Annotated in this window: 19 protein-coding genes and 1 tRNA gene; 7 read left to right on the top strand and 13 right to left on the bottom strand. The window is 56.7% G+C overall.

All coding sequences use genetic code 11. The annotated features are described in order from the left end of the window. Nucleotides 1-41: 41 nt before the first annotated feature. The 9 genes from BLU07_RS06715 to BLU07_RS06755 all read right to left on the bottom strand — a co-directional run bounded on the left by BLU07_RS06715 (nt 42) and on the right by BLU07_RS06755 (nt 10,597). On the bottom strand, nt 42-422 hold the full coding sequence (locus BLU07_RS06715; RefSeq protein ID WP_092385377.1) for a DUF6746 family protein: 381 nt from the start codon (nt 420-422) through the stop codon (nt 42-44). 73 nt (nt 423-495) lie between these two features. Beyond that, nucleotides 496-834: a DUF3325 domain-containing protein gene (locus BLU07_RS06720; RefSeq protein WP_092385379.1), complete on the bottom strand. Its 339-nt coding sequence runs from the start codon at nt 832-834 to the stop codon at nt 496-498. Next, nucleotides 831-2,423 carry a PepSY-associated TM helix domain-containing protein gene (locus BLU07_RS06725; RefSeq protein WP_092385381.1) on the bottom strand — a complete coding sequence of 531 codons (1,593 nt, stop codon included), beginning with the start codon at nt 2,421-2,423 and terminating at the stop codon, nt 831-833. The genes BLU07_RS06720 and BLU07_RS06725 overlap by 4 nt, the downstream gene beginning before the upstream one ends. Then, a complete protein-coding gene (locus BLU07_RS06730; RefSeq protein ID WP_092385383.1) occupies nt 2,420-2,701 on the bottom strand; it encodes a DUF3649 domain-containing protein in 282 nt (93 codons plus the stop codon). Before BLU07_RS06730 ends, BLU07_RS06725 begins: the two co-directional genes overlap by 4 nt. A gap of 145 nt (nt 2,702-2,846) precedes the next feature. Beyond that, entirely contained in the window at nt 2,847-4,880 is a 2,034-nt protein-coding gene (locus BLU07_RS06735; RefSeq protein ID WP_157719104.1) for a TonB-dependent siderophore receptor, read from the bottom strand. Nucleotides 4,881-5,068: 188 nt separating this feature from the next. Beyond that, nucleotides 5,069-7,264 carry a TonB-dependent siderophore receptor gene (locus tag BLU07_RS06740; RefSeq protein WP_092385387.1) on the bottom strand — a complete coding sequence of 732 codons (2,196 nt, stop codon included), beginning with the start codon at nt 7,262-7,264 and terminating at the stop codon, nt 5,069-5,071. Between the two features lie 67 nt (nt 7,265-7,331). After that, nucleotides 7,332-9,527, bottom strand: a complete 2,196-nt coding sequence (locus BLU07_RS06745) for a TonB-dependent siderophore receptor (protein WP_157719105.1) — start codon at nt 9,525-9,527, stop codon at nt 7,332-7,334. Nucleotides 9,528-9,603: 76 nt separating this feature from the next. Then, nucleotides 9,604-10,092: a FecR/PupR family sigma factor regulator gene (locus tag BLU07_RS06750; protein WP_092385391.1), complete on the bottom strand. Its 489-nt coding sequence runs from the start codon at nt 10,090-10,092 to the stop codon at nt 9,604-9,606. Between the two features lie 4 nt (nt 10,093-10,096). Then, complete coding sequence (locus BLU07_RS06755; RefSeq protein ID WP_092385393.1) at nt 10,097-10,597, bottom strand: sigma-70 family RNA polymerase sigma factor; 501 nt, start codon at nt 10,595-10,597, stop codon at nt 10,097-10,099. A 277-nt stretch (nt 10,598-10,874) separates the two neighbouring features. Here BLU07_RS06755 and BLU07_RS06760 point away from each other — a divergent pair, with 277 nt between their 5' ends. Beyond that, nucleotides 10,875-12,134, top strand: a complete 1,260-nt coding sequence (locus BLU07_RS06760) for a DUF1835 domain-containing protein (RefSeq protein ID WP_092385395.1) — start codon at nt 10,875-10,877, stop codon at nt 12,132-12,134. A gap of 26 nt (nt 12,135-12,160) precedes the next feature. On the opposite strand, the gene BLU07_RS06765 is transcribed toward BLU07_RS06760, so the two are convergent. Both BLU07_RS06765 and BLU07_RS17530 read right to left on the bottom strand, forming a co-directional pair. Then, nucleotides 12,161-13,417 carry an acyl-CoA dehydrogenase family protein gene (locus BLU07_RS06765; RefSeq protein ID WP_092385397.1) on the bottom strand — a complete coding sequence of 419 codons (1,257 nt, stop codon included), beginning with the start codon at nt 13,415-13,417 and terminating at the stop codon, nt 12,161-12,163. Between the two features lie 124 nt (nt 13,418-13,541). Continuing rightward, a tRNA-Sec gene (locus BLU07_RS17530) sits at nt 13,542-13,636 on the bottom strand. A gap of 350 nt (nt 13,637-13,986) precedes the next feature. Between BLU07_RS17530 and BLU07_RS06770 the strand changes: the two genes are divergently transcribed. From BLU07_RS06770 to BLU07_RS06785, 6 genes are all read left to right on the top strand, one after another. Beyond that, a complete protein-coding gene (locus BLU07_RS06770; RefSeq protein ID WP_092385399.1) occupies nt 13,987-14,319 on the top strand; it encodes a DUF6531 domain-containing protein in 333 nt (110 codons plus the stop codon). 19 nt (nt 14,320-14,338) lie between these two features. Further along, the gene (locus tag BLU07_RS17730; protein ID WP_231701702.1) at nt 14,339-14,674 is read left to right on the top strand and encodes a hypothetical protein; all 336 of its coding nucleotides are present in this window, start codon (nt 14,339-14,341) and stop codon (nt 14,672-14,674) included. A 9-nt stretch (nt 14,675-14,683) separates the two neighbouring features. After that, nucleotides 14,684-14,995: a hypothetical protein gene (locus BLU07_RS06780; protein WP_092385403.1), complete on the top strand. Its 312-nt coding sequence runs from the start codon at nt 14,684-14,686 to the stop codon at nt 14,993-14,995. A gap of 573 nt (nt 14,996-15,568) precedes the next feature. Then, complete coding sequence (locus BLU07_RS17535; protein ID WP_157719106.1) at nt 15,569-15,871, top strand: hypothetical protein; 303 nt, start codon at nt 15,569-15,571, stop codon at nt 15,869-15,871. Between the two features lie 595 nt (nt 15,872-16,466). Then, complete coding sequence (locus BLU07_RS17540) at nt 16,467-16,691, top strand: hypothetical protein (protein WP_157719107.1); 225 nt, start codon at nt 16,467-16,469, stop codon at nt 16,689-16,691. Further along, nucleotides 16,688-17,149: a hypothetical protein gene (locus BLU07_RS06785; protein WP_092385405.1), complete on the top strand. Its 462-nt coding sequence runs from the start codon at nt 16,688-16,690 to the stop codon at nt 17,147-17,149. Before BLU07_RS17540 ends, BLU07_RS06785 begins: the two co-directional genes overlap by 4 nt. Nucleotides 17,150-17,383: 234 nt before the next feature. Here the strand turns inward: BLU07_RS06785 and selB are convergent, their stop codons facing one another. Together selB and selA are read right to left on the bottom strand one after the other, a co-directional pair. After that, nucleotides 17,384-19,264, bottom strand: a complete 1,881-nt coding sequence (selB, locus tag BLU07_RS06790) for a selenocysteine-specific translation elongation factor (RefSeq protein WP_092385407.1) — start codon at nt 19,262-19,264, stop codon at nt 17,384-17,386. After that, entirely contained in the window at nt 19,261-20,667 is a 1,407-nt protein-coding gene (selA, locus tag BLU07_RS06795) for an L-seryl-tRNA(Sec) selenium transferase (protein WP_092385409.1), read from the bottom strand. Before selA ends, selB begins: the two co-directional genes overlap by 4 nt. Nucleotides 20,668-20,669: the final 2 nt, after the last annotated feature.

Raw genomic sequence — 20,669 nt, forward strand, 5'->3', positions numbered from 1 at the left:
ACGGGCGCAGCGGATCGGTTCGCTGCGCCCGGGATGCGATGTTACTCGACAACAGTGCGAGTAACGTCCAGGTAGACCTGGCCACGTGCCTTGACTGTGGCGGGGTCAGACTTTTCAGACGCGATATGAACTTCTTCAAGAACGTCGGCAACGTCAGCGAGTTCAGTGTGAATTTTCGCCAGTGCTTCTTCCAGGGTGTAGCTCAGCTGATGAACGTTGTTCAGGTCGTCGCCGCTCAGCTCGTCCTTGGCCAGAATTTCTGCCAGTTTGCTGTTGTATTCACTCAGATTCTCAACCGCTTGCTCCAGGGTTTCGGACGCTTTTGGCTGGTAATGGTCGACGCGTTCGTGGTCGTGGGCCCAGCTCATGGCGCTCAGGCTCAGGATCAGCATACCGGCGAATACGCGAATGGGTGCTTGCATGGATAATTCTCCTTTGATGGTTGATTACTGCATACCTTCAGCAGCCGTCATGGCTGCAGAACAGGTTCTTTTGTCACCGCAATAGCAGGCCAACAAGCCCCATACCCAGTGACAACAAAGCAAAACGGGCAGCCATCAGTGGCGCAAAGGCTACCTGTAGAATCAGAATCAGTGCCGCGAGACTGAACAAGCCGAACCAGAGGGGCAGCCCCTCTCCGATACCAGCCCCGTGGATGCATACGGCAACCGAAGCCAGCAAGCCTGCCCAGCCGCTCAGACGGATCAGTCGGCAAGCCGGTGCGGACAGCTGACGTCTCGGCAATAATTGCTTGCGGTGTTTGAGCATAGCCAGGGCCAGACAGCTCAGCCCCGCGTGTGCCAGCAACAAAGCTGCGACAAGGCTCCAGATCATGATTGCCCCTCAAGCAAAACTGCGGGCTGTTCGGGTTGGTGACGGGCGTCAACCTGCATCGTTCGAGTGACATTTCGGCGATACAGGTAGCACGCGGTTATGCCCAGGGCACCGCCGATGGCCAGAACACTCAGCTCAAAACCGACAAAGACCCAGTCAGCAGCCATCAGGCTGCTCAGCAGATGTCGCTCGGTCGTCAGCGCGTTCAACAGGGGGAGAAGTGCGAAACCCAGGGCAGCAGCCGTCAGTTGCTCGACCCAGGCGCGTGCAGTCGGGCGCAGGGCTGCGTGCAGGAACAAGCCAGCCCAGACAGCAAACATGCAATGGGCTTCCCAGTCGCCCCGCCCTTCCCAGCTCACCGGCAGCAGTCGGTTGGCCCAGAAATAAGCAGCTATCGCCACAGGTAGTCCGGCAATGGTGGCAATGTTCAGTTTTTCGACCAGCAGCAGGCCAGCATGCCGCGCACCGGTTCGCTCGGCGCGCTGACGGCGTTTGCTGGTCCATAAAATCAGCCCGGTCGCCAGCATGCCGGCCCCGAGCAATCCGGAAAAGAAGTACAGCCAGCGCAGGGATACACCGGCAAACAGGCCTTCATGCAGGCCCACCAGCAACTCACGACTGTAGCGCCCTGCCCCGTCTGCTGCCGGTCGATGTTCGATCAGTTCACCACTGACGCCGTCAAATACCAGGGCACTGCGACTGCGTGCGGGGCCGTCAGCGTTGCTGGTGGCCAGGATCACCCGGGCGTTGGCGTCACCCGGATGGCGAATATCCACATACCCCAGGGTCGCCTGTGGCCAGAGCGTGGCGGCATGCTCAAGCATGGGTTCCATGTTCGCCAGCACGGCGGGCTGGCCTGCCGGCTCGGGCAGCGCAGGCGTCACGAAGGCCTCCTGCTGAAACCTGGCGCGGCTGTCGGCATCGGCGCCGTAGAAGGCCACCACGGTCAACGGCATGTACAGGAACATCATGAAGATCAGGCCCGAGTAGGTGATCATCAACTGAAACGGCAGGCTGATAACGCTGACAACATTGTGCGCATCCAGCCATGAGCGCTGGCCTTTTCCCCGGCGAAAGGTAAAGAAGTCCTTGAAGATTTTCTTGTGCACAATGATGCCGGTCACCAGAGCCAGCAACATGAACAGGGTGGCAAAACCGATGATCCAGTCGGAAACCGATCGGGGCAAATAATGCAGACGCCAGTGCATCTGATACAGCAACTGACCGCCGCCAGTATCCCGTGCCTGCGGGGGCGCCGCCGTGTTCGGGTCCAGTTGCTCGTTGCCACTGCCCTCCGCACCCTGCCAGAACAGGCTCGGATAGGGGTTGTTTCTGTCGCCGCTCAGGGTAATGAACCAGCGGGTGGCCTGTGGCGCGACCAGTGCCAATCGCTGCAAGCCTGCGGCTACGGTTTCTGCGGCGGGCACCTGTGGGCTGGCGACAGGCAACTCCGGCTGCATCCAGCGGTCTATTTCGGTATCCCAATAGCCCGCCGAACCGGTCACGAACATGAAAAACAGGATCCAGCCCAGCAGCAGACCTACCCAGGTATGCAGCCAGGCCATGGATTGACGAAAAGCATCCTTCATAGCTTCATATCCTTGATCAGCAGCCAGACCAGCGGCAGGCACACCAGGGCCGCCAGCAGCAAACCGATGAAGGCTCGCCCGGCACTGCGCGCGGCAAACACCCAAATGATGGCGCCGGTGTACACCGCAAAGCTGAGCTGTATCGCAATCAGAGCAGCATCGACCCGGGCCAGCGGCATCAGGGTAGCCAGTGCAACCGCACCCAGATTGGCAACCAGGTAACCGCCGACCAGGGCGATCAACACCCTGAGCAAGACATCCACTCGCAGCCGACTCATGTCCGGGTTTTCCGGGATGCGTTGGTGCTGTTCAAGTCTGTTTTTTTCGCTACTGCAGTCATGGTTGAAGTCCGTAACAACGAAGTATTCAACTCAATGCCGAACCAACCCTGCTCACCCCGTAAAAAATAAATGAAAAAGATGCTCAGAAGTCGTATTGCAGTTTCAGCTCGGCACTTCTTGGTGCACCGTAGAAACCTCCGTTATAGATAAAGGTGGTGTAATAAGTACGGTCCAGCAGGTTGTTGACATGCAGACTGGCCGTCAGCGCAGAGGTCAGTTGATGGCGTGCCATCAGATCCACCACGGCATAGCTGCCCTGCCTTGCCTTTTCACCATTGGGCCCGGAGTTTTCCTTGTAGATGTCGCCCTGCCAGCGAACCGCGCCACCCACCACCGATCTCTCCAACCCCGCCGACAGATCGTAGGTGCCGGACACGCGGAGCATGTCTTCGGGCTCGTAGGTCAATGCGGCCCTGCCCTGCGCATCTTCTGCCTTGCGGTGGGTATAGCCCGCGTACAGCCGCGCGCCGGGAGCCACTTCCCCGGAGACTTCAGCTTCGAACCCCTTGGACACAACGCCGTTGCGTGCGCGATAGCGCTGCTCGCCGTCAATCATGCGGTCCGGCTCGGCAACGTTGTCCTGCTCGATACGGAACACCGACAGCGAGGCATTCAGGCGGTCATTGAAGTATGCAGCCTTGATGCCCGCGTCGTAGCTGGTGCCTTCAACCGGAGCCAGCACCTGATTGCTGACATCACGGTTGGACTGGGGATTGAAGATGCTGCTGTAACCGACATACAGGGAATAGGTCGGATTGATGTCCAGGATCAGCCCACCATAAGGGCTGACTTCATCGGTATGCTGGTATTCATCCGTCTTTTGCCGGTTGACCCACTCCTGTCGCTTCCAGTCACTGATCCGCACGCCGGCGACCAGAGACAGGGTTTCGGTCAGGCTCAGGCGCGTTGCTGCGTAATAGCCGGACTGATCGGTCGTCGATTTGCGAAAGCGGGATGCTTCATCGCGAAACACCGGGCGGGGGTAATTCCAGTCGAAAAAGCTGCCCGGGGCGGGTGTGGTCAGCGGGTCATACCATTCACGGTCATTGGTTTCCCGTGCGCGATTCCAGCCGAGGATGAGTTCATGCTCGCGCCCCAGCAATTCGAATGGACCATTGACGAACAGGTTGATGCCGGTCTGGCTGCGATCCACGCTGAAACTGTTGAGCGAGGTATTGAAACCGGTGCCGGTGTCCTGGTCCATGTATCCCGAGAGATACTGCATTCGCCCGAAATAGTCACCCTGCAGGTGGCTGGCCGACAGCTTGGCGGTCCAGCCGTTACCGAATTGGTGCACCAGGTCGGCAAAGTAGATGCTGCGTTCCTTGTCCCAGACCGTCCAGTCGGTGCCGGTGGTGGTCGAACGAGAGAAGTCGGTACGTTGGCCATTGGAAAAGAACAGTGGAACCGGCTCGCCATAGGTCGTGCCATCGGAAATCTGGTGTTGGTAATCAAATCCCACGGACAGCATGGTGTCATCGGTCAGGTCCAGCTCGCCGACCCCGTAGAGCACCTTGCGCTGCTGATCAAGAAAATCGAGATTGGATTTGTTGTCCTGGTAGGCCGCCACCAAACGTCCACGCAAACGGCCATTGTCGGTCAAGGCACCGGACACATCGGTCTCGAAGCGGTATTTGTCCCAACTGCCGGCGCTGAGTGCAGTGCTGCCCTGAAACGCATGGGTGGGTCGCTTGCGCACCAGGTTGATGGCCGCTGACGGGTTGCCGGCCCCGCTCAAGAGCCCGGCGGCACCGCGTACAATCTCCACCCGGTCATAAATCGCCGTGTCTGCGAGAAAATCGCCTTCAACGCTGCTCTGTGCTGCCACCGGGGTGCCGTCAAACTGCACATGGGTGATGGCAAAGCCCCGGGCCGATGGGAATACCCGGTCGCTTTCGGCCTGATTGACGCTGATGCCGGTGGTGTGACTCAAGGCTGCGGATACATCGCCGAGGGCGAAATCGTCCATTTGCTGACGGGTGATAACTGCCACGGACTGGGGCGTCTCCCGAGGTGACAACCCCAGGCCGGTAGCCGAGCGCATAGTGCTGCTGGTGTAGGCGCCGGTGCCTTCGGTGGTGCCGTCGGATGAGCGACTCTCTGCAGTGACTGTCATGGGCGACAGTGCTTTTGCCTCGCCTTGATGGTTGTGCTCGGATGTTTCTTCTGCCTGCGCAGCTGAAACCGTCATGCCAGCGACGGCGAGGCCGACGCAGACAGCCAATCTTTTACATTGCCACATGGGATATCTCCATAATCCATGAATATCTGCGCCGCCTTGCTGCAGCGCAGAAAAAGTGATGTTCAGAAGCTGTACTTGACGGTCAGATTGCCGTGTCGCGGTGCGCCAAAGGCATGCTGGCTGTAGAAACCGATCTGGCTGTAGTACTTCTTGTCCAGCAGGTTGTTGATATTCAGCTGAGCGCTGAGTGCTTCATTGACTTGATAGCGAGCCATAACGTTGACCAGGACGTAGGCGTCCTGCTCGAGCTTTTCCGCCTGACCCAAAGGATTGTTGGCACGGGTAAAATTGCTGTCTTCCCAATTCAATCCGCCACCCAGGGTCAAGCGATCGAATTGGTAAGTGGTGAACAGATTTGCCGTACGTCTCGGGAAGCGCGTATTGACGTAGTCACCTTCGGCATCCTTGGCGCTGAACTGAGCCCAGCCCATCAAGAGGTTCCAGTTCTCGGTCAGGGCGCCAGACAGTTCGATCTCGTAGCCGTCGCTGGTAGTGCCCTGGGCCGGATAATAGGCTTGGGCGACGCCGCCAGGTACCACCTGCCCCACATCCGGCTGAGCCAGGTTGTCCTGTTCGATCCGGAATACTGCGAGCGATGCATTCAGTCGGCCATCGAGATACTCGGCCTTGAGTCCGGCTTCATAGTTCTTGCCCTCCAGCGGGTCCAGGTAATCCCCGCTGCTATCCTGATAATCCTGTGGATTGAAAATATCCGAGTAGCTGATGTAGGCCGAATACTGTTCATTGATGTCATAGATCAGCCCGGCATAGGGCGTCAGTACCTGGTTATGTTTGAAACTGTACTGCGAGCCGTCCCATTTCATGCCGCTGGTTTTCCAGTTGCTGATACGGCTGCCGATAATCAGCTGCAATGGATCAGCCAGGCTCAGGCGTGCGACGGCGTAGCCACCCAGTTGTTCGGTGTCCTGCGTGGTATAGGTCGTTGATGGCCCCCACTCAGGTTCGGGATAAGAGCCATCCCAGGCATGAAAATCACCTACAGCCGGAACGCTCAGGCGAGCGCGGCGGTCGTTGACCAGTTCCTGCTTGCTATGCATGAGTCCAACGGTCACTTCGTGGTCTCGCCCACCCGCGCTGAACGGCAAGCTGGCATAGATATCCAGGTTGTCCTGCTCTCGCTCGACGTCATACCACGTAGGGCTGGCATTCATGCCCAGTCCGGTGTTCCGGTCGGGCGCACCGGACAGATACAGCAAGCGCAAGTCACCCTCGTTGAGGCTCTTGCTGTATGCCGCATAGAGACGCGCACCGCTATCGAACTGGTGTTCGACATTGACAAAATAGGTGGTGTGTCTGGAGCTCCATTCCGTCCAGTCGGCAGCAGTAGTGCTGGAGCGGCTCCAGTCGGTTCGCGTGCCATCGCTGTACCAGGTCGGCAGGCCACCCCACATGGAGCCCTCAGGGTTGTTTTCCTGGTAACTGGCACCAATATTCAGTAGCGTACTGTGGCTCAGGTCGAAGCCAAGCGTGCCGTAGAGTACGGACTTCTGCTTTTTTTCCAGATCAATATAGGAATCGTCCTGTTGCAGATAGCTGGCAACCAGCCGGCCACGCACAGTACCGCTTTCATTCAATGCATTGGACATGTCCAGCGAGCCCTGATAGCGATCCCATGTGCCGGCGCTACCACTGACAAAACCGCGGAACTCTCTGCTGTCCGCACGTTTTCTGACCAGATTGATCGCCGCCGAGGGATTGCCGGCACCGGAAATCAGTCCGCTGGCGCCTCGAACGATTTCAATGCGGTCGTAGATCAGGGTGTCCATTTCGGTTTCACCCGCGGCCCAGCCACTGCTCCAGGTTGTTGGCACGCCGTCGATCTGCAGATTGGTAATATCAAAACCCCGCGCCGAGAATCCACTGCGCGAGCTGTCGATGGTCTTGGATGAAACGCCGGTCGTCATGTTGACCACATCAGTAATGGATTCCAGCGCCATGTCATCCATCATTTGCCGGGTGACTACCGAGACGGATTGTGGCGTGTGGCGAACCGAAAGGTCGAGTCGGGTGGCGGTATTCATTGCACCGGTGGTATAGGATTCGGTGCCTTCGGTAGTTGCCCGGTCAGCCGCCTCGCCGGTAACGGTCAGCGCATCCAGGGCAATGGAATCGTCACCCTGCCCTGTTGTCTTGTCCTGCGCCCAGGTTGGAGTTGCGCCGGCAATTGCCAGGCCGATGCTCAGCGACAGCAGGGAATAACGGGCAACGGAACCAGTGGAAAGCAATACCTGTGACATGAATTCAACCCTCGGCATAGAAGTGATGTACCTCTATGCCGAGCGAGCGGAACAAACCCGTAAAAAATCAGAACGACAGGTTGAGAGAAGCCACTATCCGACGCGGCTCGCCCTGATCGATCCGACTGTTGCGGCCGTAGGTAGCCGGGTGATAAACCTCATCGGTCAGGTTGTTTACATTCAACTGGGCTTTTGCCGTCATATCACGCAGCGGAAATTCGTAGGCGACCATCATGTCCACCAGCGTGTAGGCATCCATGGTGTAGGGATACAGCGCAGGTTGGTTGCCTTGCTGCACGCCAAGCCGCTCGCTGCGATATGTCAGGCCTGCGCCAACCTCCCAACCGCTGGAGCCGAAAGCATAGGTGTTCCACAGGCTGGCGCCGTGCCGCGGAATGCTGTGCAGGCGCTCACCCTGAAACTGGTCCGAGCGAGTATAGCGCACATCCGTGTAGGCATAGGCGGCCACCATCTTCCAGTTGGGTGTCAGCTGCCCGGTCAGATCAAGCTCCAGCCCCTTGCTTGTGGCTTCGCCAGCCAGGATGGTGCGTGTAATGTCATTGGGATCGGCCATGGTCAGGTTGTCCTTGACCAGTTCAAAGGCCGCAACCGTGAGATTCAGTTCCGGTGTCAGCTGCAGCTTGGTACCCACTTCATATTGATGCGAGGTCTGCGGGTCAAAGATTTCACCGCTGCCCCAGCTGAAATTCGATTTGCCAAAGCCTTCGACATAGCTGGCATAGACCGCCACCGCCGGGTTGAGTTGATACAGCACGCCGCCGCGCCAGGTCAGTTCGCTGTCGGTGGGATTGAAGCCGTTGCCGCCGTAGTGATAGGTGTAATCAGCCGAGTCATAGCGTGCGCCGATCAACACATGCAGACGGTCATCCAGCAAGGCCATCTGGTTTTGCAGGTACGCCCCCATGTTGCGATTGTCATACCAATAATCGCTTATGTTGTAATCCTGATCATAGGGCGCATCGTGATTGTTCGGATTATGGATATTCGATGGCTGCGGTGTGCCGCCAGAGGCCCAGCCACCGGAGTCGTACTCTTCGTCGAAGTAATCGACGCCAGCCAGCAAGGTATGCTCAATCGAACCGGTAGCAAATTCACCGATCAGGTCGATATTGGTCGAGGCAATGGTTGTCTGCTCGTCTTCCCAGCCCCAGTAAGTGCGGGTGTAGTTGCCATCCTGATCGGCAGCGCTGAGCGATGAGCCCTCGGCCTTGCTGCTGCGATCGACATAAGTCAGGCGCTGCTGAATGCGCCAGTGATCATTCAGTGCATGCTGCCAGCTCAGTTGCCAGGTGAGACTGTCGTCCTGGTAATAATCGTCCTTGTCATGCAGATTGGTGCTGGTGGATATGTCCACCGGACCATTGGCGTCCCCGATGGTGCCATAGGTTGAAGCCCAGGAGCGCTCATTGCTCTGATATTCGAAACCGGTTCTTACCTGGGTGCGCTCATTGACTTGCCAACTGGCCTGCGGGGCCAGGTAAACCCGCTGGTTGTCGGTATGATCCTTGTAGCCATCGGCATTCTCCACCGCCAGGTTGACCCGATACAACCAGCGATGGTCATCGGTAAAGGCGCCGTTGGTGTCGACCGTGGTTCGCAACAGGTTGTTGCTGCCGACTTGCTGTTGCAGGCGGGTGAAATGGCCTGCCTGTGGTTGCTTGCTGACCCGGTTGATCATGCCGCCGGGCTCGATGCGTCCGTACATGATCGCTGCCGGCCCCTTGAGGACCTCTACCCGTTCGAGCCCGGCGGTTTCCTTGGGCGAGCGGGAAAAATCCTTGACCCCGTCAAGGTAAGTCGCCCCATACGCATCAAGCTGAAAACCACGAATATTGAAAGCATCCATGGTGTTGCCATCCGGGCCCTGCATGACATACACCCCGCTGACGTTTTTCAGCGCGTCATCCATGCTCAGCGCCTGTTGATCATCCATCAGATCGCGACTGATCACCTGAACCGATACCGGCGTCTGCAGCAATTCCGTGTCGGTACGGGTTCCGGTTGCACTGCGCTTGGCGCGATAGCCCTGAACCGGACCACCGGCTACTTCTGTATCGGCAGCTCCGGTAACCACCATGGTATCCAGTGCCAGCGCGTCATTGTCCGTCTCGACACTGGTGGCCGGGGTGGCGGTATCGGCGGTGGCGCGGTCCTGCGCCATGATTGACCCGGGGGTGGCCGCGGCGATGGCAAGACACAGGGGCAACAAGGAAAATCGGGGACTGAAAGGGAGATATGACATGGGAGAGCTCTCGTGGCAAATGTGATTGTTCTCCAGCATGCCGAACGAGGTCTGATCAACCCGTAAAAATGAATGCCTAGCTGCCCCGGCGGGTGTCGATGGACCGATGCGAACAGCGGTGACACTGCAGCGAATGGCGGCGCAGAGCCATAATGGGGTTGTCATCCAGCCAGAACAGGCCGGTAACGGACAAGTGTGGCATTGGCGCCATCATTAGCCGATCCGGAGCGACCCGGGAGCAGAGTATCAATGGCATGGCCAGCAGCAGACCCAGCAGCAGAACGCCGGCTACACCGATGCTGTGGTCGGCACGAGGCTGTCGTGACAAGGGGTGTTTTTGGCTGTTGCTCGACTTGGTTAACCGTGGGTGCACGGCGCTGAACTCGCGCTCGATCATCTGCAGTCGTTGCCAGGCGATGCCATGTAGTGGGTGAGCCTGCAGCCACTCGTCAAAGGCCTCTCTGCTGGCCTCATCCACGCTACTGTCACCCATGATTACCGCCCAGCCAATTGCCTGATCAAGCACCCTTTCAGGTATGTCCTGATGTTCGCGTACGGCACTCACCGGGCTAGCCCATCAATACGTGGTAGCAATGCCGCAGGGCCTGGGCCATGTCTTTTTCCACGGTACTGAGGGATACGTCGAGCTGCCGGGCAATTGCCGGATAGCTGAGGCCTTCCAGCCGTGACAACAGAAACACACGGCTGACCCTGGGTTTGAGTCCATCGAGCAAGGCGTCGATACGTGCCAGCGACTCGACAATCTGCATATGTTCTTCCGGAGACGGCATTTCGTCTTCCGGCAACATCGACAGCCTTTCCAGCCAGGCGCGCTCCAGTGCTTGCCGGCGCTGGTAGTCAACCATCAAGCCGTGGGCGATCCGTGCCAGGTAAGCCCGCGGCTCGTCCATTGCGGGTATGCTGTCCTTGCACAGCAGACGGATGAAGACATCCTGCACCAGATCCGCTGCGGTTTCCGTACAGCCCACCCGGCGATACACCACAGCCTTCAACCAATGATTGTGGCTGCTGTAGAGTCGATCCAGACTGGGTTCCGCGGCTAACTGCATGACCTTGGCTCGGGTTGATGAATGGGTTGAGCCTGGTGATGATACTGCTAACGATAATGATTCGCAATACAGATATATGAATGGGTACTCACCCCAACCGCGAAGACTGTGTTAAAGCCTGATGCTGCGGACTTGACAGATATTCCACGCTCGGCGAATCTTGCCGTAGCGCCGACAGGCGTCCCCGTCCGCGGAAAGGGCTGCGCCCACATCAACTGCTACATACTCATGCGAATCCCGGCCTGCCGGGCGGACACAGGCTTGTCAGGGGAATCGTATGTCCGCACACCAGAGCATCAATCACGGCCGTTTCAATCTCGAGCAGCAACGCAAGCGCGCGAAAGAGTTGCTGAAAGCGATCCGCAACCACGAACCCTCGGCTATTGATCGCGTATTGCAGCATTTACCACCCCGCCCACAGGCATTGAAGCTGAGCGACACCCAACTGGTAGTCGCCCGTGAATGTGGTTTTGCCAGTTGGCCAAAGCTCAAAGCGCATATCGATACACTGGACTTTGCCAGCCGGCACGCGGGGCTGCACGGTGACCAGGATGCCCATACCCTGCATATCCGTTGCGGCTCGGATATTCGACACAGTCTGACAGTCGCTGGATTTCAGGGCGATTTTCTCGAATTTTCCGATCCCTTCTGCATCGGCCCGGTGCCTGCCGACGATAATCAGAGGCTGCTGCACACCCGTGCCGAATTCCTCGCGGGTGCATTCGATATGTCGTTGGCCGATTCATTGGCACGACTCAGTCAGAGCTATTCGGCACTCGACCGGCTGGATGACTATGAACGTCTGGTCCTGTGGTTCGAGCATGACAGTTACGACCAATTGATCCTGGCTTACCTGCTCCACCGACTGCATCAACAACGGCCGAAAGCGCATATCGAGCTGATCGCCGTCGAGTCGATTCCGGGTGTTGAGCGCTTCATTGGCATTGGTCAACTGGCACCGGACCTGCTGGCCTGGCTTTGGCCGCAGCGGCAAAGGGTGAATGAACAATTACTGCAATTGGGCAGTCAGGCCTGGGCCGCGATCACAGCTGATCGGCCAGACGCTCTGGTGGCGTTGATCGGCACCGGCACCCCGGCTTTGCCCATGATGGCACGCGCACTGGATCGGCATTTGCGTGAACTGCCAGCCTGCGAAACCGGGCTCGGGTTGAGCGAAACCCTGACTCTGGAGATTGTGCGTGATCATGGCCCGCTCCCGGTCGGCAAAGTCTTCTCCCATCTTATGCGAACCCGTGAGCCGCTGCCCTACCTGGGCGACCTTATGTTCTGGTGGATGCTGCAGCCGCTACTGACCGCCGCCGACCCACTGCTGGAAATAGTCGCCGAACAGGCAGCACAATGGCCGCAGCGGGAGCTTGCCTTGACCCGAACCGGACAAGCCGTTCTGGCGGGTGACCGTCACTGGCTGCGCATATCCCACACGCAACGCTGGGTTGGCGGCATGCGTATTGTTGCCGACCAACCCGCCTGGTGCCTGAAGCAAACCAGTGACATACCCGTCAGGTTCGTGCCCTGACACAATCCGGGTCTGTGCAGACCTGCCTAGTGGCGCAGCACATCCGGCGGGGTCAGATAATCACTGCTGGAGCCGCGCCGCTCGGTACTGGCACCGATTTCCAGCCGGGCGATGCTGCGCAGGTGTACTTCATCCGGACCGTCGGCGATACGCAAAGCCCTGGCACCGGTCCACAGGTCGGCGAGCGGCGTATCCGGGGTCAGCCCCATGGCGCCGAACACTTGCATGGCGCGATCCACCACACCATCCAGCATCGCCGGAACCACTGCCTTGATCAATGCAATCTCGCGTCGTGCTTCGCGCGCACCGACCTGGTCAATCATCCAGGCCGTCTTGAGCACCAACAGGCGCGCCTGTTCGATCTCCATGCGTGAACGGGCAATCCATTCGCCGATACTGCCGTGCTGGTGCAGGTAGCGGCCAAAGGTCTTGCGTTCCTGAGCCCGGTCGACCATCAATTCCAGTGCCAACTCGGCCATGCCGATAGCACGCATGCAGTGATGCACCCGGCCTGGTCCCAAACGCGCCTGAGCCATCATGAAACCGTCGCCCTCATTGCCCAGCAGATTGCTGGCCGGAACCCGCACATTGCGCAGCACCAGTTCACAGTGCCCTTCCGGGGCAATATGGTTCATCACCGGAATATTGCGCACCAATTCCAGACCGGGCGCATCCATCGGCACAATGATCATGCTTTGCTGGCGATGACGGTCGGCATCGGTATCGGTTTTGCCCATGACAATCAGGAAGGCACAATCCGGGTGTGATGCATTGGTGATAAACCACTTGCGACCATTGATCACGTAATCGTCACCATCACGCTGGATCAAGGTCTGGATGTTGCTGGCATCGGATGAAGCCACATCCGGCTCGGTCATGGCAAAAGCCGAACGAATCTCGCCATTGAGCAAGGGTAACAGCCACTGCTGGTATTGCTCGGGCGTGGCAAACAGGTGCAGCAGCTCCATATTGCCGGTATCCGGAGCATTGCAGTTGAAGATTTCCGACGCCCAGTGCACCCGGCCCATGATCTCGGCCAGCGGCGCATACTCCAGATTGGTCAGCCGGGTACCGGGTTCATGGTCATGCAGACCGGGCAAAAACAGGTTCCACAGCCCCTCCTCTTTGGCGAGGGCTTTGAGGTCACTGACAAAAGCCGGCGGGTACTCGCCGGCAGCCACCGCGCGGTGCCAGTCCGGTATGCGCGGCACAATGTAACGGTCCATAAAACCGCGGACCTGATTGATCAACGCCAGGGTTTGTTCGCTATAGGCAAAGTGCATGGGGCAGCTCCTCGTTGGGTATCCATGCCATCAGCTTAGGAGAACCCCGAGCGAGAAAACTTGACCAACATCAACAACCGGACTGCGACGGATTGGCTGAATGTCTTGTCATAGCGACAGATAATGGCGGAAGGACATGGGAGTCGAACCCACCAGACGCGCGTTGCGCATCTCACCGGAGTTGAAGTCCGGGCGCCCCACCGGGGACGATGTCCTTCCATTTGATCCTTTCCACCAACAGCGGACACCGCGCAAAGGGAGCTGTAGCCCCTCAAACAATGTCGGACTGAAGTATTTCGTTGACCTTTGTCGGCGAGCTCGATTGTAATCCACTTCAATGTACCGTGGAATTAACCTTTCCCTGGTTTGATGGCCATGCGTGTCATTAATCGGGTGCCAGCAGCTCACACCTGTACATGCAAAAAAACCGTGAACTGCATCGCATTTCCGACAACCCACTGACACCTTTTCTACGGCTTGTTGCTATGATTCTGGCGCCCACGAGGTCGGCGGTAGCCTGCCCGGGTATATCTGATCCATATAGTAGCCACCTGAACAAGGAAATGTTCATGTCAGAGTCCAGCGGGATGCCGGCTGGCCATGTCGGCCAGCAAGTCAAAGGCGGCGCCATTGTCACCGGTTCGCCTAATGTCTATATCGGTTGCAGCGCCCTCGGCAAGGCCGATTGTGCTTCAGGCCTTTTCCCGCAGGTAGGCGATCCGGTCAACCCGCTGCTCGGCGCCAAGCTGCTGCCTGATGAAGTCGACTTTGCCTTGCCTGCACCACGCGCGTTTGCCTTCAGCCGCAGCTACCTGTCCCGTGATGTACGTGTAGGCCCGCTGGGGTCTTTGCTCCGTGGGGGCCGAACGTGGGCTGTACTACAACCGGCATCGTTACTATGACCCAGCACTGGGGCGATATGTGAATCAGGACCCTATTGGGCTAGCTGAGGGGATTAATTTTTACAGCTACGCCAATGGCAATCCTTTAATGAACTTTGATTCATATGGTTTAAAGGCAGAATCAGATGGAAACCCTTGGGAATTCCCTCCGAGCCGCTGGAGTCTCCCTCATAAATGCGAGACAGAGACTGAATGCTGGGAAAAGGCAAAAGAGAATATATTGAAATGCAGGGTCAATAGAGCTTGTCAAAGCTACTGGAGATGGTATCAAACTTACTGCCCAGGAAAAATGCCTGCCGCGTCCTGCTCATCGGTCACCTCAACTTGCAACAATACCCACTACAACCTTGCATAAGGAAATCATATGAAAAAACTGATAATAGTCCTATTGCTAGGTTTGTTTTTCTTCAGCCTGTTTTTCGGCGTAAAAAAATACATTAACTACAAAGTGAATGAAGAATACTATTTCAACATGGCTTTGCAGATAAAATGGAACCTGATCACATTACAAGCTTTGGAAGCTGGCGAATACAATAAAGCGCGGATTTATTCAGAGGAGCAGCTCGACATACTTTTGGAGCCTTTTCTTGAATACAGTAACTCTTATTCTGGTGCATATGAGAAACAGTTCCGAGAAGTGAACTCCCGTATTGAAGTGCATGAAAAATCAAAATAAACGTTAACCGGAGCCAAGGATAACCGGGCCGCGCCGGAAGACTGGGCCGCCACCGTCGCCGCCAACCTGCACAACCCCGACTTCAACCTGCTGGGTGAAGAAAACGTTGTTAGTTCTCTGTGGTGTGCTGTTCGCAGCGCTTTTTGGTTTTTTTGCGATCTTACTCGGCGCGTGCCTTTCCAGCTACGAAGCAAGTAGTCGTGATGGAACCCTTGTTTTCGCCCTTGTTGGCGTGACAGTTACAGGCACGCTTTGGTTCGGTATTTTGAAAGTTACTTTTCGGGTAAGGAGTCGTGACCTCGCTTCGCTGTCTTGGTTCCCTCTTGCGTGCGGAGCTATCGGACTCGCATATGACCGTGTACTTGTGCCGGAAGGGTTCAAGCTTCTTGGGGTGGCCTTGCTCTTGCTTATTGTTGGATGGTTATCTGCACGACGCGTTGCGCGACGGCTCGACCAACCTAGCCGATAGGTAAGGCCCCTGAAATTCTGGCGAACAGTACGCATGACGAAGTCAATAAAATAGAGCAGATTTTTAACCAATCAGTACAAGAAATGACAGACAAAGGAATGAGATTGAACACCTCGTCATTCATTGGCGGAGTTCTAAACAACAATGTTTCAGAAACAAACGGCTATAGAATGCTCCGGCAATTAACAGGAAAGAACACTCTTATTTGTGGCGAACAATGGGATGTTGTTTATAGTAAGCTTGCTGATGCACAGGCAAGAGGGGAGTTCGAAGATAAATGGGAGTTTAGTGATGCCCATAGCTTTGGTCACCTTAAAGGTGTTGCAGTATCTGGCAACCCGTCCGACCCACAGATTAGTTTAGATCCTTGGGTTAATGAGTTCAAAGTTACTCACCCTTCCAATTAGCGTTAATGAGAAGAGTGCTTATCATTTTGTGTGAAGCGGGAGTTTATTCGTGGCATTAAGAAGCCGAAACATAAATAATTTTATCTATTCAAGAACGTGGGCTCTTGTGCTTCAAGCTCTATCTCTATTGTTGATCTTCCTGCTATTGATTACACGTAGAAATAGCGATGATATATATGTGATTGCAGCATTGATTGCTGCATTCTTAAACTATTTTTCACTGTCTGTCTATTTTAAAAGGTATATTTCATCGATCGTTTTTTTATTGATCATTCTATAATGACTCCTGCTTACAATAGCCACAACCGGTATGTAGAGGCAATAAAATCAGGATTTAGTGTTGAACATTTTGCTGCGGAGAATGCCGCCAATAAATCATACTTTTTGGTTTCTTTAGGGCACGAGGATATTTTAATAATTAAAATTCATGGCAGTTCAAAAGTAACGTGCCTGGGTGTAGTCGAAATTAATAAAAGACATTGTCAACATATATACAATCGAACCGTGGAAAGAACAAATTATCAAGGGCATTAAAGGGTTCAACGGGCAGAAAGAAAGCGAGCATCTGGGGTCGGGTGAAGATCCTGTAGCTCTTATGGCCCTTGACCGTGTTTTTTCAGAAGTAGATGCGGCGAACATGTCATCGTTTGCAGATATTATGACGGCTACCTTATCGCTGCATGGGGCCTATAAAGGTGTTTTATTTCGCTCAAGCCATAGTTTGAATGCGGGCTCTCTAGGTGTGGGAGGTTCTGATGTGATTTCCACTATTCACACAACTGGCGAACTCAATAGGACTTTGGAAGGGCATAAAAAATGAAAGTCCGGATTTCTCTATTAGGAGTCATATGGGCGGCATGGGCAATCGACCTCTTTATATTGTTAAATTATGATGTAAAGGAAGCCTCTATTGAGCAGCATTTTGGGGTGGTAGAAAAGGCTGCCTGCATCACATCAAGGTCTGTGAATGGTCTTAAGCTTTTAATATCATATGACATCAATAGCAGCGCTGAAGAGTTTTTTAACCTACCTGGAAGGTATCAATGTGAAGACTTGTTGATAGAGAGCTTTCCTGGCAAACAGGTTGCTTTTTCAAAATACAAAAATCGATATGTAAGCTTAATTATTGGCGATATTGAGATTCTGGAGGTTGGCGATGGAATAAAGAGGGCGAATAATACTCGCAGATCTATATTTTTCTCTTTGTCATTGGCACTACTTGCATCTGCAGTAATAATCATAAAAAAACGTAATATCAATCCCCGAAAGAATTTGTAGCGACCAACTGATGCAGAATAATGTTTTAAGGTCTGAATTCATACAATAAGGGAGGGCGGCCTCAGGATACAAGCTCGAGGGTGTTCAAAACTCTGTGTCACCGACAGCAGCGTCACAGACTGATGTATTCGTCCAGGCGCTCGGGGAAGTGGATGGCCATCTGCGACAGCGTCAGGTTCCAACTCTGCGGCGTAGTTTATCGCTAAACAGGGTATCCATCATTGGCCGGCAGGATCAGTGTTTCTGTTCACGCTGCCATGCCGGTTGCAGAAAGCGCCGCTGCTTGCGATACCAGGTCACGCCGACGCGGTCGAGGTATTCCAGCACCTGAATGGTCAGGTTGCGGCCGATGCCTGACTGATCGCGGTACTCCGCTGCAACAAAGCCGCCATCGGGCGACTGGTTGCACAGTTCCACGGCCACGGCAGCCAGTTCATCCAGCTGTTCGGGCAAATAAAAGCGATTGTGTGCCACGCCCAGCACATAGCCCCATTGCTGCATGCGTTGCATAAAGGCCAGCATCTCTTCCCGGCTATGCCCGAGGCTTTCGGCCATTTCGCCGACAATGGGCGGGCGCAGCTTGGACTTGTTCAACTCGGCGGCGACTTTTTCCCACAGCAGCAGATCGCTGGTCGGCAATTGAGGCTGATGGTTCGGCAAGGCGTAGATGCCGCCCTGTTGCTGTAACTGCTGGTGGCTGACCATCCGCTTGAGCAGCAGCCCACTGCTGGGCGGTGACAGGCCAATGGCAGCCGCTCGCAACAGTGCATGCTGTGGCAGGCCGCGCTGTTCGGGTTGCTCGGTATGTGCCTGTTGCAGGCGCTGGACGATGCTGTGTTCGGCCTGGGCAACACGCTCGGGATGCAGCGCCTGCCCCCCTAAATGCACCAGCGGCTCAGCCGCTAGCAAGGCAGCCAGTTCGTTTGGCGTCAGATTCCAGCGCCGGGCAAAGGCCGCTATATCCACTTCCTTTTGCTGCGCCAGTTCGACGCCCAGCGCGATGTCTGGCGAATCAACAGGTTGCAGGGCTCGCAAGCGAGACAAGGCTTCCGGTTTGCTGCGACCGCGCTGGCGGCCAAGCGGATCAATCACCCGGCCACCGCCCAACGTCTGGTTGGCTGCCGGTTCACGCACAATCACGGGGTCGCCCTGAATGGCATGCAGGCCATGATCCAGCAGCACCTGGGCCAGGCCGGCAGACTCGTCCAGCCAGACTACCCGGCCACTGCTGGCGGCAGCGCCGGCAAGCACCTGTAAAGTACCGCGATGCAGCTTGGCATCCGGTAACAGGCGCAAGGAAATATCCAGGCGATCGGTCAGTTGGTGCATCTCGGGGGCCAGCAACCAGTCACCGCGTTGCGGATGGTCCGCGTCCAGATCGCCAGCCAGATTCAGCGCGGCGCGCTGACCGGCTTTCAGCGCAGTGATCGCTTGCCCGTCCCTTTGCATGCCGCGAATTCTCACGCTTCCGGCAACAGGTGTCAGGCATAGATGGCTGTCGGTATGCAGCTCGCCATTCAACAAGGTACCGGTGACCACACAACCACTACCGGTCACACTGAAACGCCGGTCCACCAGAAAGCGCGGATTACCTGTGCAGTGCCGTGCCGGAATCGACTGTGCCAATTCCGTGATGGCCACCTGCAGGTCATCGATGCCCTGCCCCGTTATGGCCGACACTTCCAGCAGTGGGCTGTTGGCGAGCGTTGTGCCTTGCAGCAGCTCAATCGCGGCCTGCCGTGTCGCTGCCCGTTGTTTGCTGCTGGCCCGGTCAATCGCCGTGAGTACCACCAGGCCCTGCGCAATGCCCAACAGGTCCAGCAGCGCCAGATGCTCACGGGTTTGCGGCATCGGGCCTTCATCGGCGGCAATCACCAATAACGCTGCATCCGCACCGGCCAGCCCGGCGAGCATGGTACGAATAAAACGTGAATGTCCCGGCACATCGACAAAGGCAATGGCGCCGGCGTGCGGGTCATGCCGCCAGGCAAAGCCCAGGTCGATGGTCAGCCCGCGGCGTTGCTCGTCAGCCAACCGGTCGGTGTTTTTACCCGTCAGCGCCTGGATCAGGGTGGTTTTGCCATGATCGACATGGCCGGCGGTGGCGATAATCATGCTTGGGGTTGCGCACAGTCAGCGTGGAACTGCGCAATCAGGTCATCGGCAGATTCCAGACAACGGCAATCCAGTAGCAGGCTGTCGTCGGCAATGCGGCCAATCACCGGCTGCGCTAACCGGCGCAAACGTTCGGCCAGCTCACGCAACTGCCGGCTGCGGAGACGCTTGTTGTTGCTGTTGCTGTGCAGGCGCACGGCTGCGCTGGGCAGCAGCTCCAGCGGCAGTGAGCCGGAACCGATCTGGCTGTGAACCGGGTGGATGTCGGCACTGAAATCATTCCCAGCCCAGGCCTGCAAGGCCGGCAGCAGCACTGTGGCGGTTTGTTCGATCTCCGATTGTGTGCGGGTCAGCAAGCGCAGTGTCGGCACGCGAGCAACCAGAGTATCCGGGTTGCTGTACAGCCGCAGCACGGCTTCCAATGCAGCCAGTGTCAGCTTGTCACAGCGCAGCGCGCGTTTCAGCGGGCTCTTGCGGATGCGGGCAATCAAGTCGGCGCGACCGGCAATAATCCCGGCCTGCGGGCCGCCCAGCAGCTTGTCGCCACTGAAGGTCACCACATCCACACCCTGAGCCAGAATCTGCCCGACCACGGGCTCTGCCGGCAAACCCAGTGCCTGCATATCAATCAGCGAACCGCTGCCCAGGTCAACCATCAGGGGCACCTGATGCTCGGCAGCGATGGCCGCCAACTGGGCTTCCGTCACGCTCTTGGTGAAGCCGGCTACAGCGTAATTGCTGGTATGCACCTTGAGCAGCAAGCCGGTACGCGCATTGATGCCCTCGGCATAATCCCTGACATGGGTGCGGTTGGTGGTGCCGACTTCATGCAGCTTGCAGTTGGCGCGGGTCATGATGTCGGGCAAACGGAAGGAGCCGCCAATTTCAATCAGCTCGCCGCGCGAAACGATCACCTCACGGCGCTGTGCCAGCGCATTCAACACCAGGAGCACGGCGGCAGCGTTGTTGTTGACCACCGTTGCTGCTTCTGCGCCGGTCAGGCGGCAAATCCAGTCTTCCACATGGGCATCACGATCACCGCGTTTGCCACTGGGCAGATCGTATTCCAGGTTGCTCGCGCCGGCAGCCACGGCGGTCATCGCTTCGATGGCTTCGGGTGGCAGCGGTGCGCGGCCCAGGTTGGTGTGCAACACGGTACCGGTCAGATTGAACACCGGGCGCATGGAGGGCGTCAGCAAGCGCTCGATGTGCTGCTGAACAAAGGTTACCAGCGCAGAGTCATCGGCTATCTCTCCAGCACGCCAATGATTCAGACCGCTGCGCAAAGAATCCAGCACCAGGGTGCGGCCGTGGGTATCGATCAGGGCTTGCATGCCCGGCCAGCGAAGTACGGTGTCTACCGCTGGCGGGCGTGGCATGTGCGTCGGGGCTGCGTCGGTCATCA

Source organism: Halopseudomonas salegens (assembly GCF_900105655.1).
GTDB classification, from domain to species: Bacteria; Pseudomonadota; Gammaproteobacteria; order Pseudomonadales; family Pseudomonadaceae; genus Halopseudomonas; species Halopseudomonas salegens.

Bases quoted from the DNA above. Each gene is read 5' to 3' on its own strand.
- BLU07_RS06715 (WP_092385377.1), bottom strand. From the start codon at position 422: ATGCAAGCACCCATTCGCGTATTCGCCGGTATGCTGATCCTGAGCCTG.
- BLU07_RS06720 (WP_092385379.1), bottom strand. From the start codon at position 834: ATGATCTGGAGCCTTGTCGCAGCTTTGTTGCTGGCACACGCGGGGCTG.
- BLU07_RS06725 (WP_092385381.1), bottom strand. From the start codon at position 2,423: ATGAAGGATGCTTTTCGTCAATCCATGGCCTGGCTGCATACCTGGGTA.
- BLU07_RS06730 (WP_092385383.1), bottom strand. From the start codon at position 2,701: ATGAGTCGGCTGCGAGTGGATGTCTTGCTCAGGGTGTTGATCGCCCTG.
- BLU07_RS06735 (WP_157719104.1), bottom strand. From the start codon at position 4,880: ATGACAGTCACTGCAGAGAGTCGCTCATCCGACGGCACCACCGAAGGC.
- BLU07_RS06740 (WP_092385387.1), bottom strand. From the start codon at position 7,264: ATGTCACAGGTATTGCTTTCCACTGGTTCCGTTGCCCGTTATTCCCTG.
- BLU07_RS06745 (WP_157719105.1), bottom strand. From the start codon at position 9,527: ATGTCATATCTCCCTTTCAGTCCCCGATTTTCCTTGTTGCCCCTGTGT.
- BLU07_RS06755 (WP_092385393.1), bottom strand. From the start codon at position 10,597: ATGCAGTTAGCCGCGGAACCCAGTCTGGATCGACTCTACAGCAGCCAC.
- BLU07_RS06760 (WP_092385395.1), top strand. From the start codon at position 10,875: ATGTCCGCACACCAGAGCATCAATCACGGCCGTTTCAATCTCGAGCAG.
- BLU07_RS06765 (WP_092385397.1), bottom strand. From the start codon at position 13,417: ATGCACTTTGCCTATAGCGAACAAACCCTGGCGTTGATCAATCAGGTC.
- BLU07_RS06770 (WP_092385399.1), top strand. From the start codon at position 13,987: ATGTCAGAGTCCAGCGGGATGCCGGCTGGCCATGTCGGCCAGCAAGTC.
- BLU07_RS06780 (WP_092385403.1), top strand. From the start codon at position 14,684: ATGAAAAAACTGATAATAGTCCTATTGCTAGGTTTGTTTTTCTTCAGC.
- BLU07_RS17540 (WP_157719107.1), top strand. From the start codon at position 16,467: ATGGCCCTTGACCGTGTTTTTTCAGAAGTAGATGCGGCGAACATGTCA.
- BLU07_RS06785 (WP_092385405.1), top strand. From the start codon at position 16,688: ATGAAAGTCCGGATTTCTCTATTAGGAGTCATATGGGCGGCATGGGCA.
- selB (WP_092385407.1), bottom strand. From the start codon at position 19,264: ATGATTATCGCCACCGCCGGCCATGTCGATCATGGCAAAACCACCCTG.
- selA (WP_092385409.1), bottom strand. From the start codon at position 20,667: ATGACCGACGCAGCCCCGACGCACATGCCACGCCCGCCAGCGGTAGAC.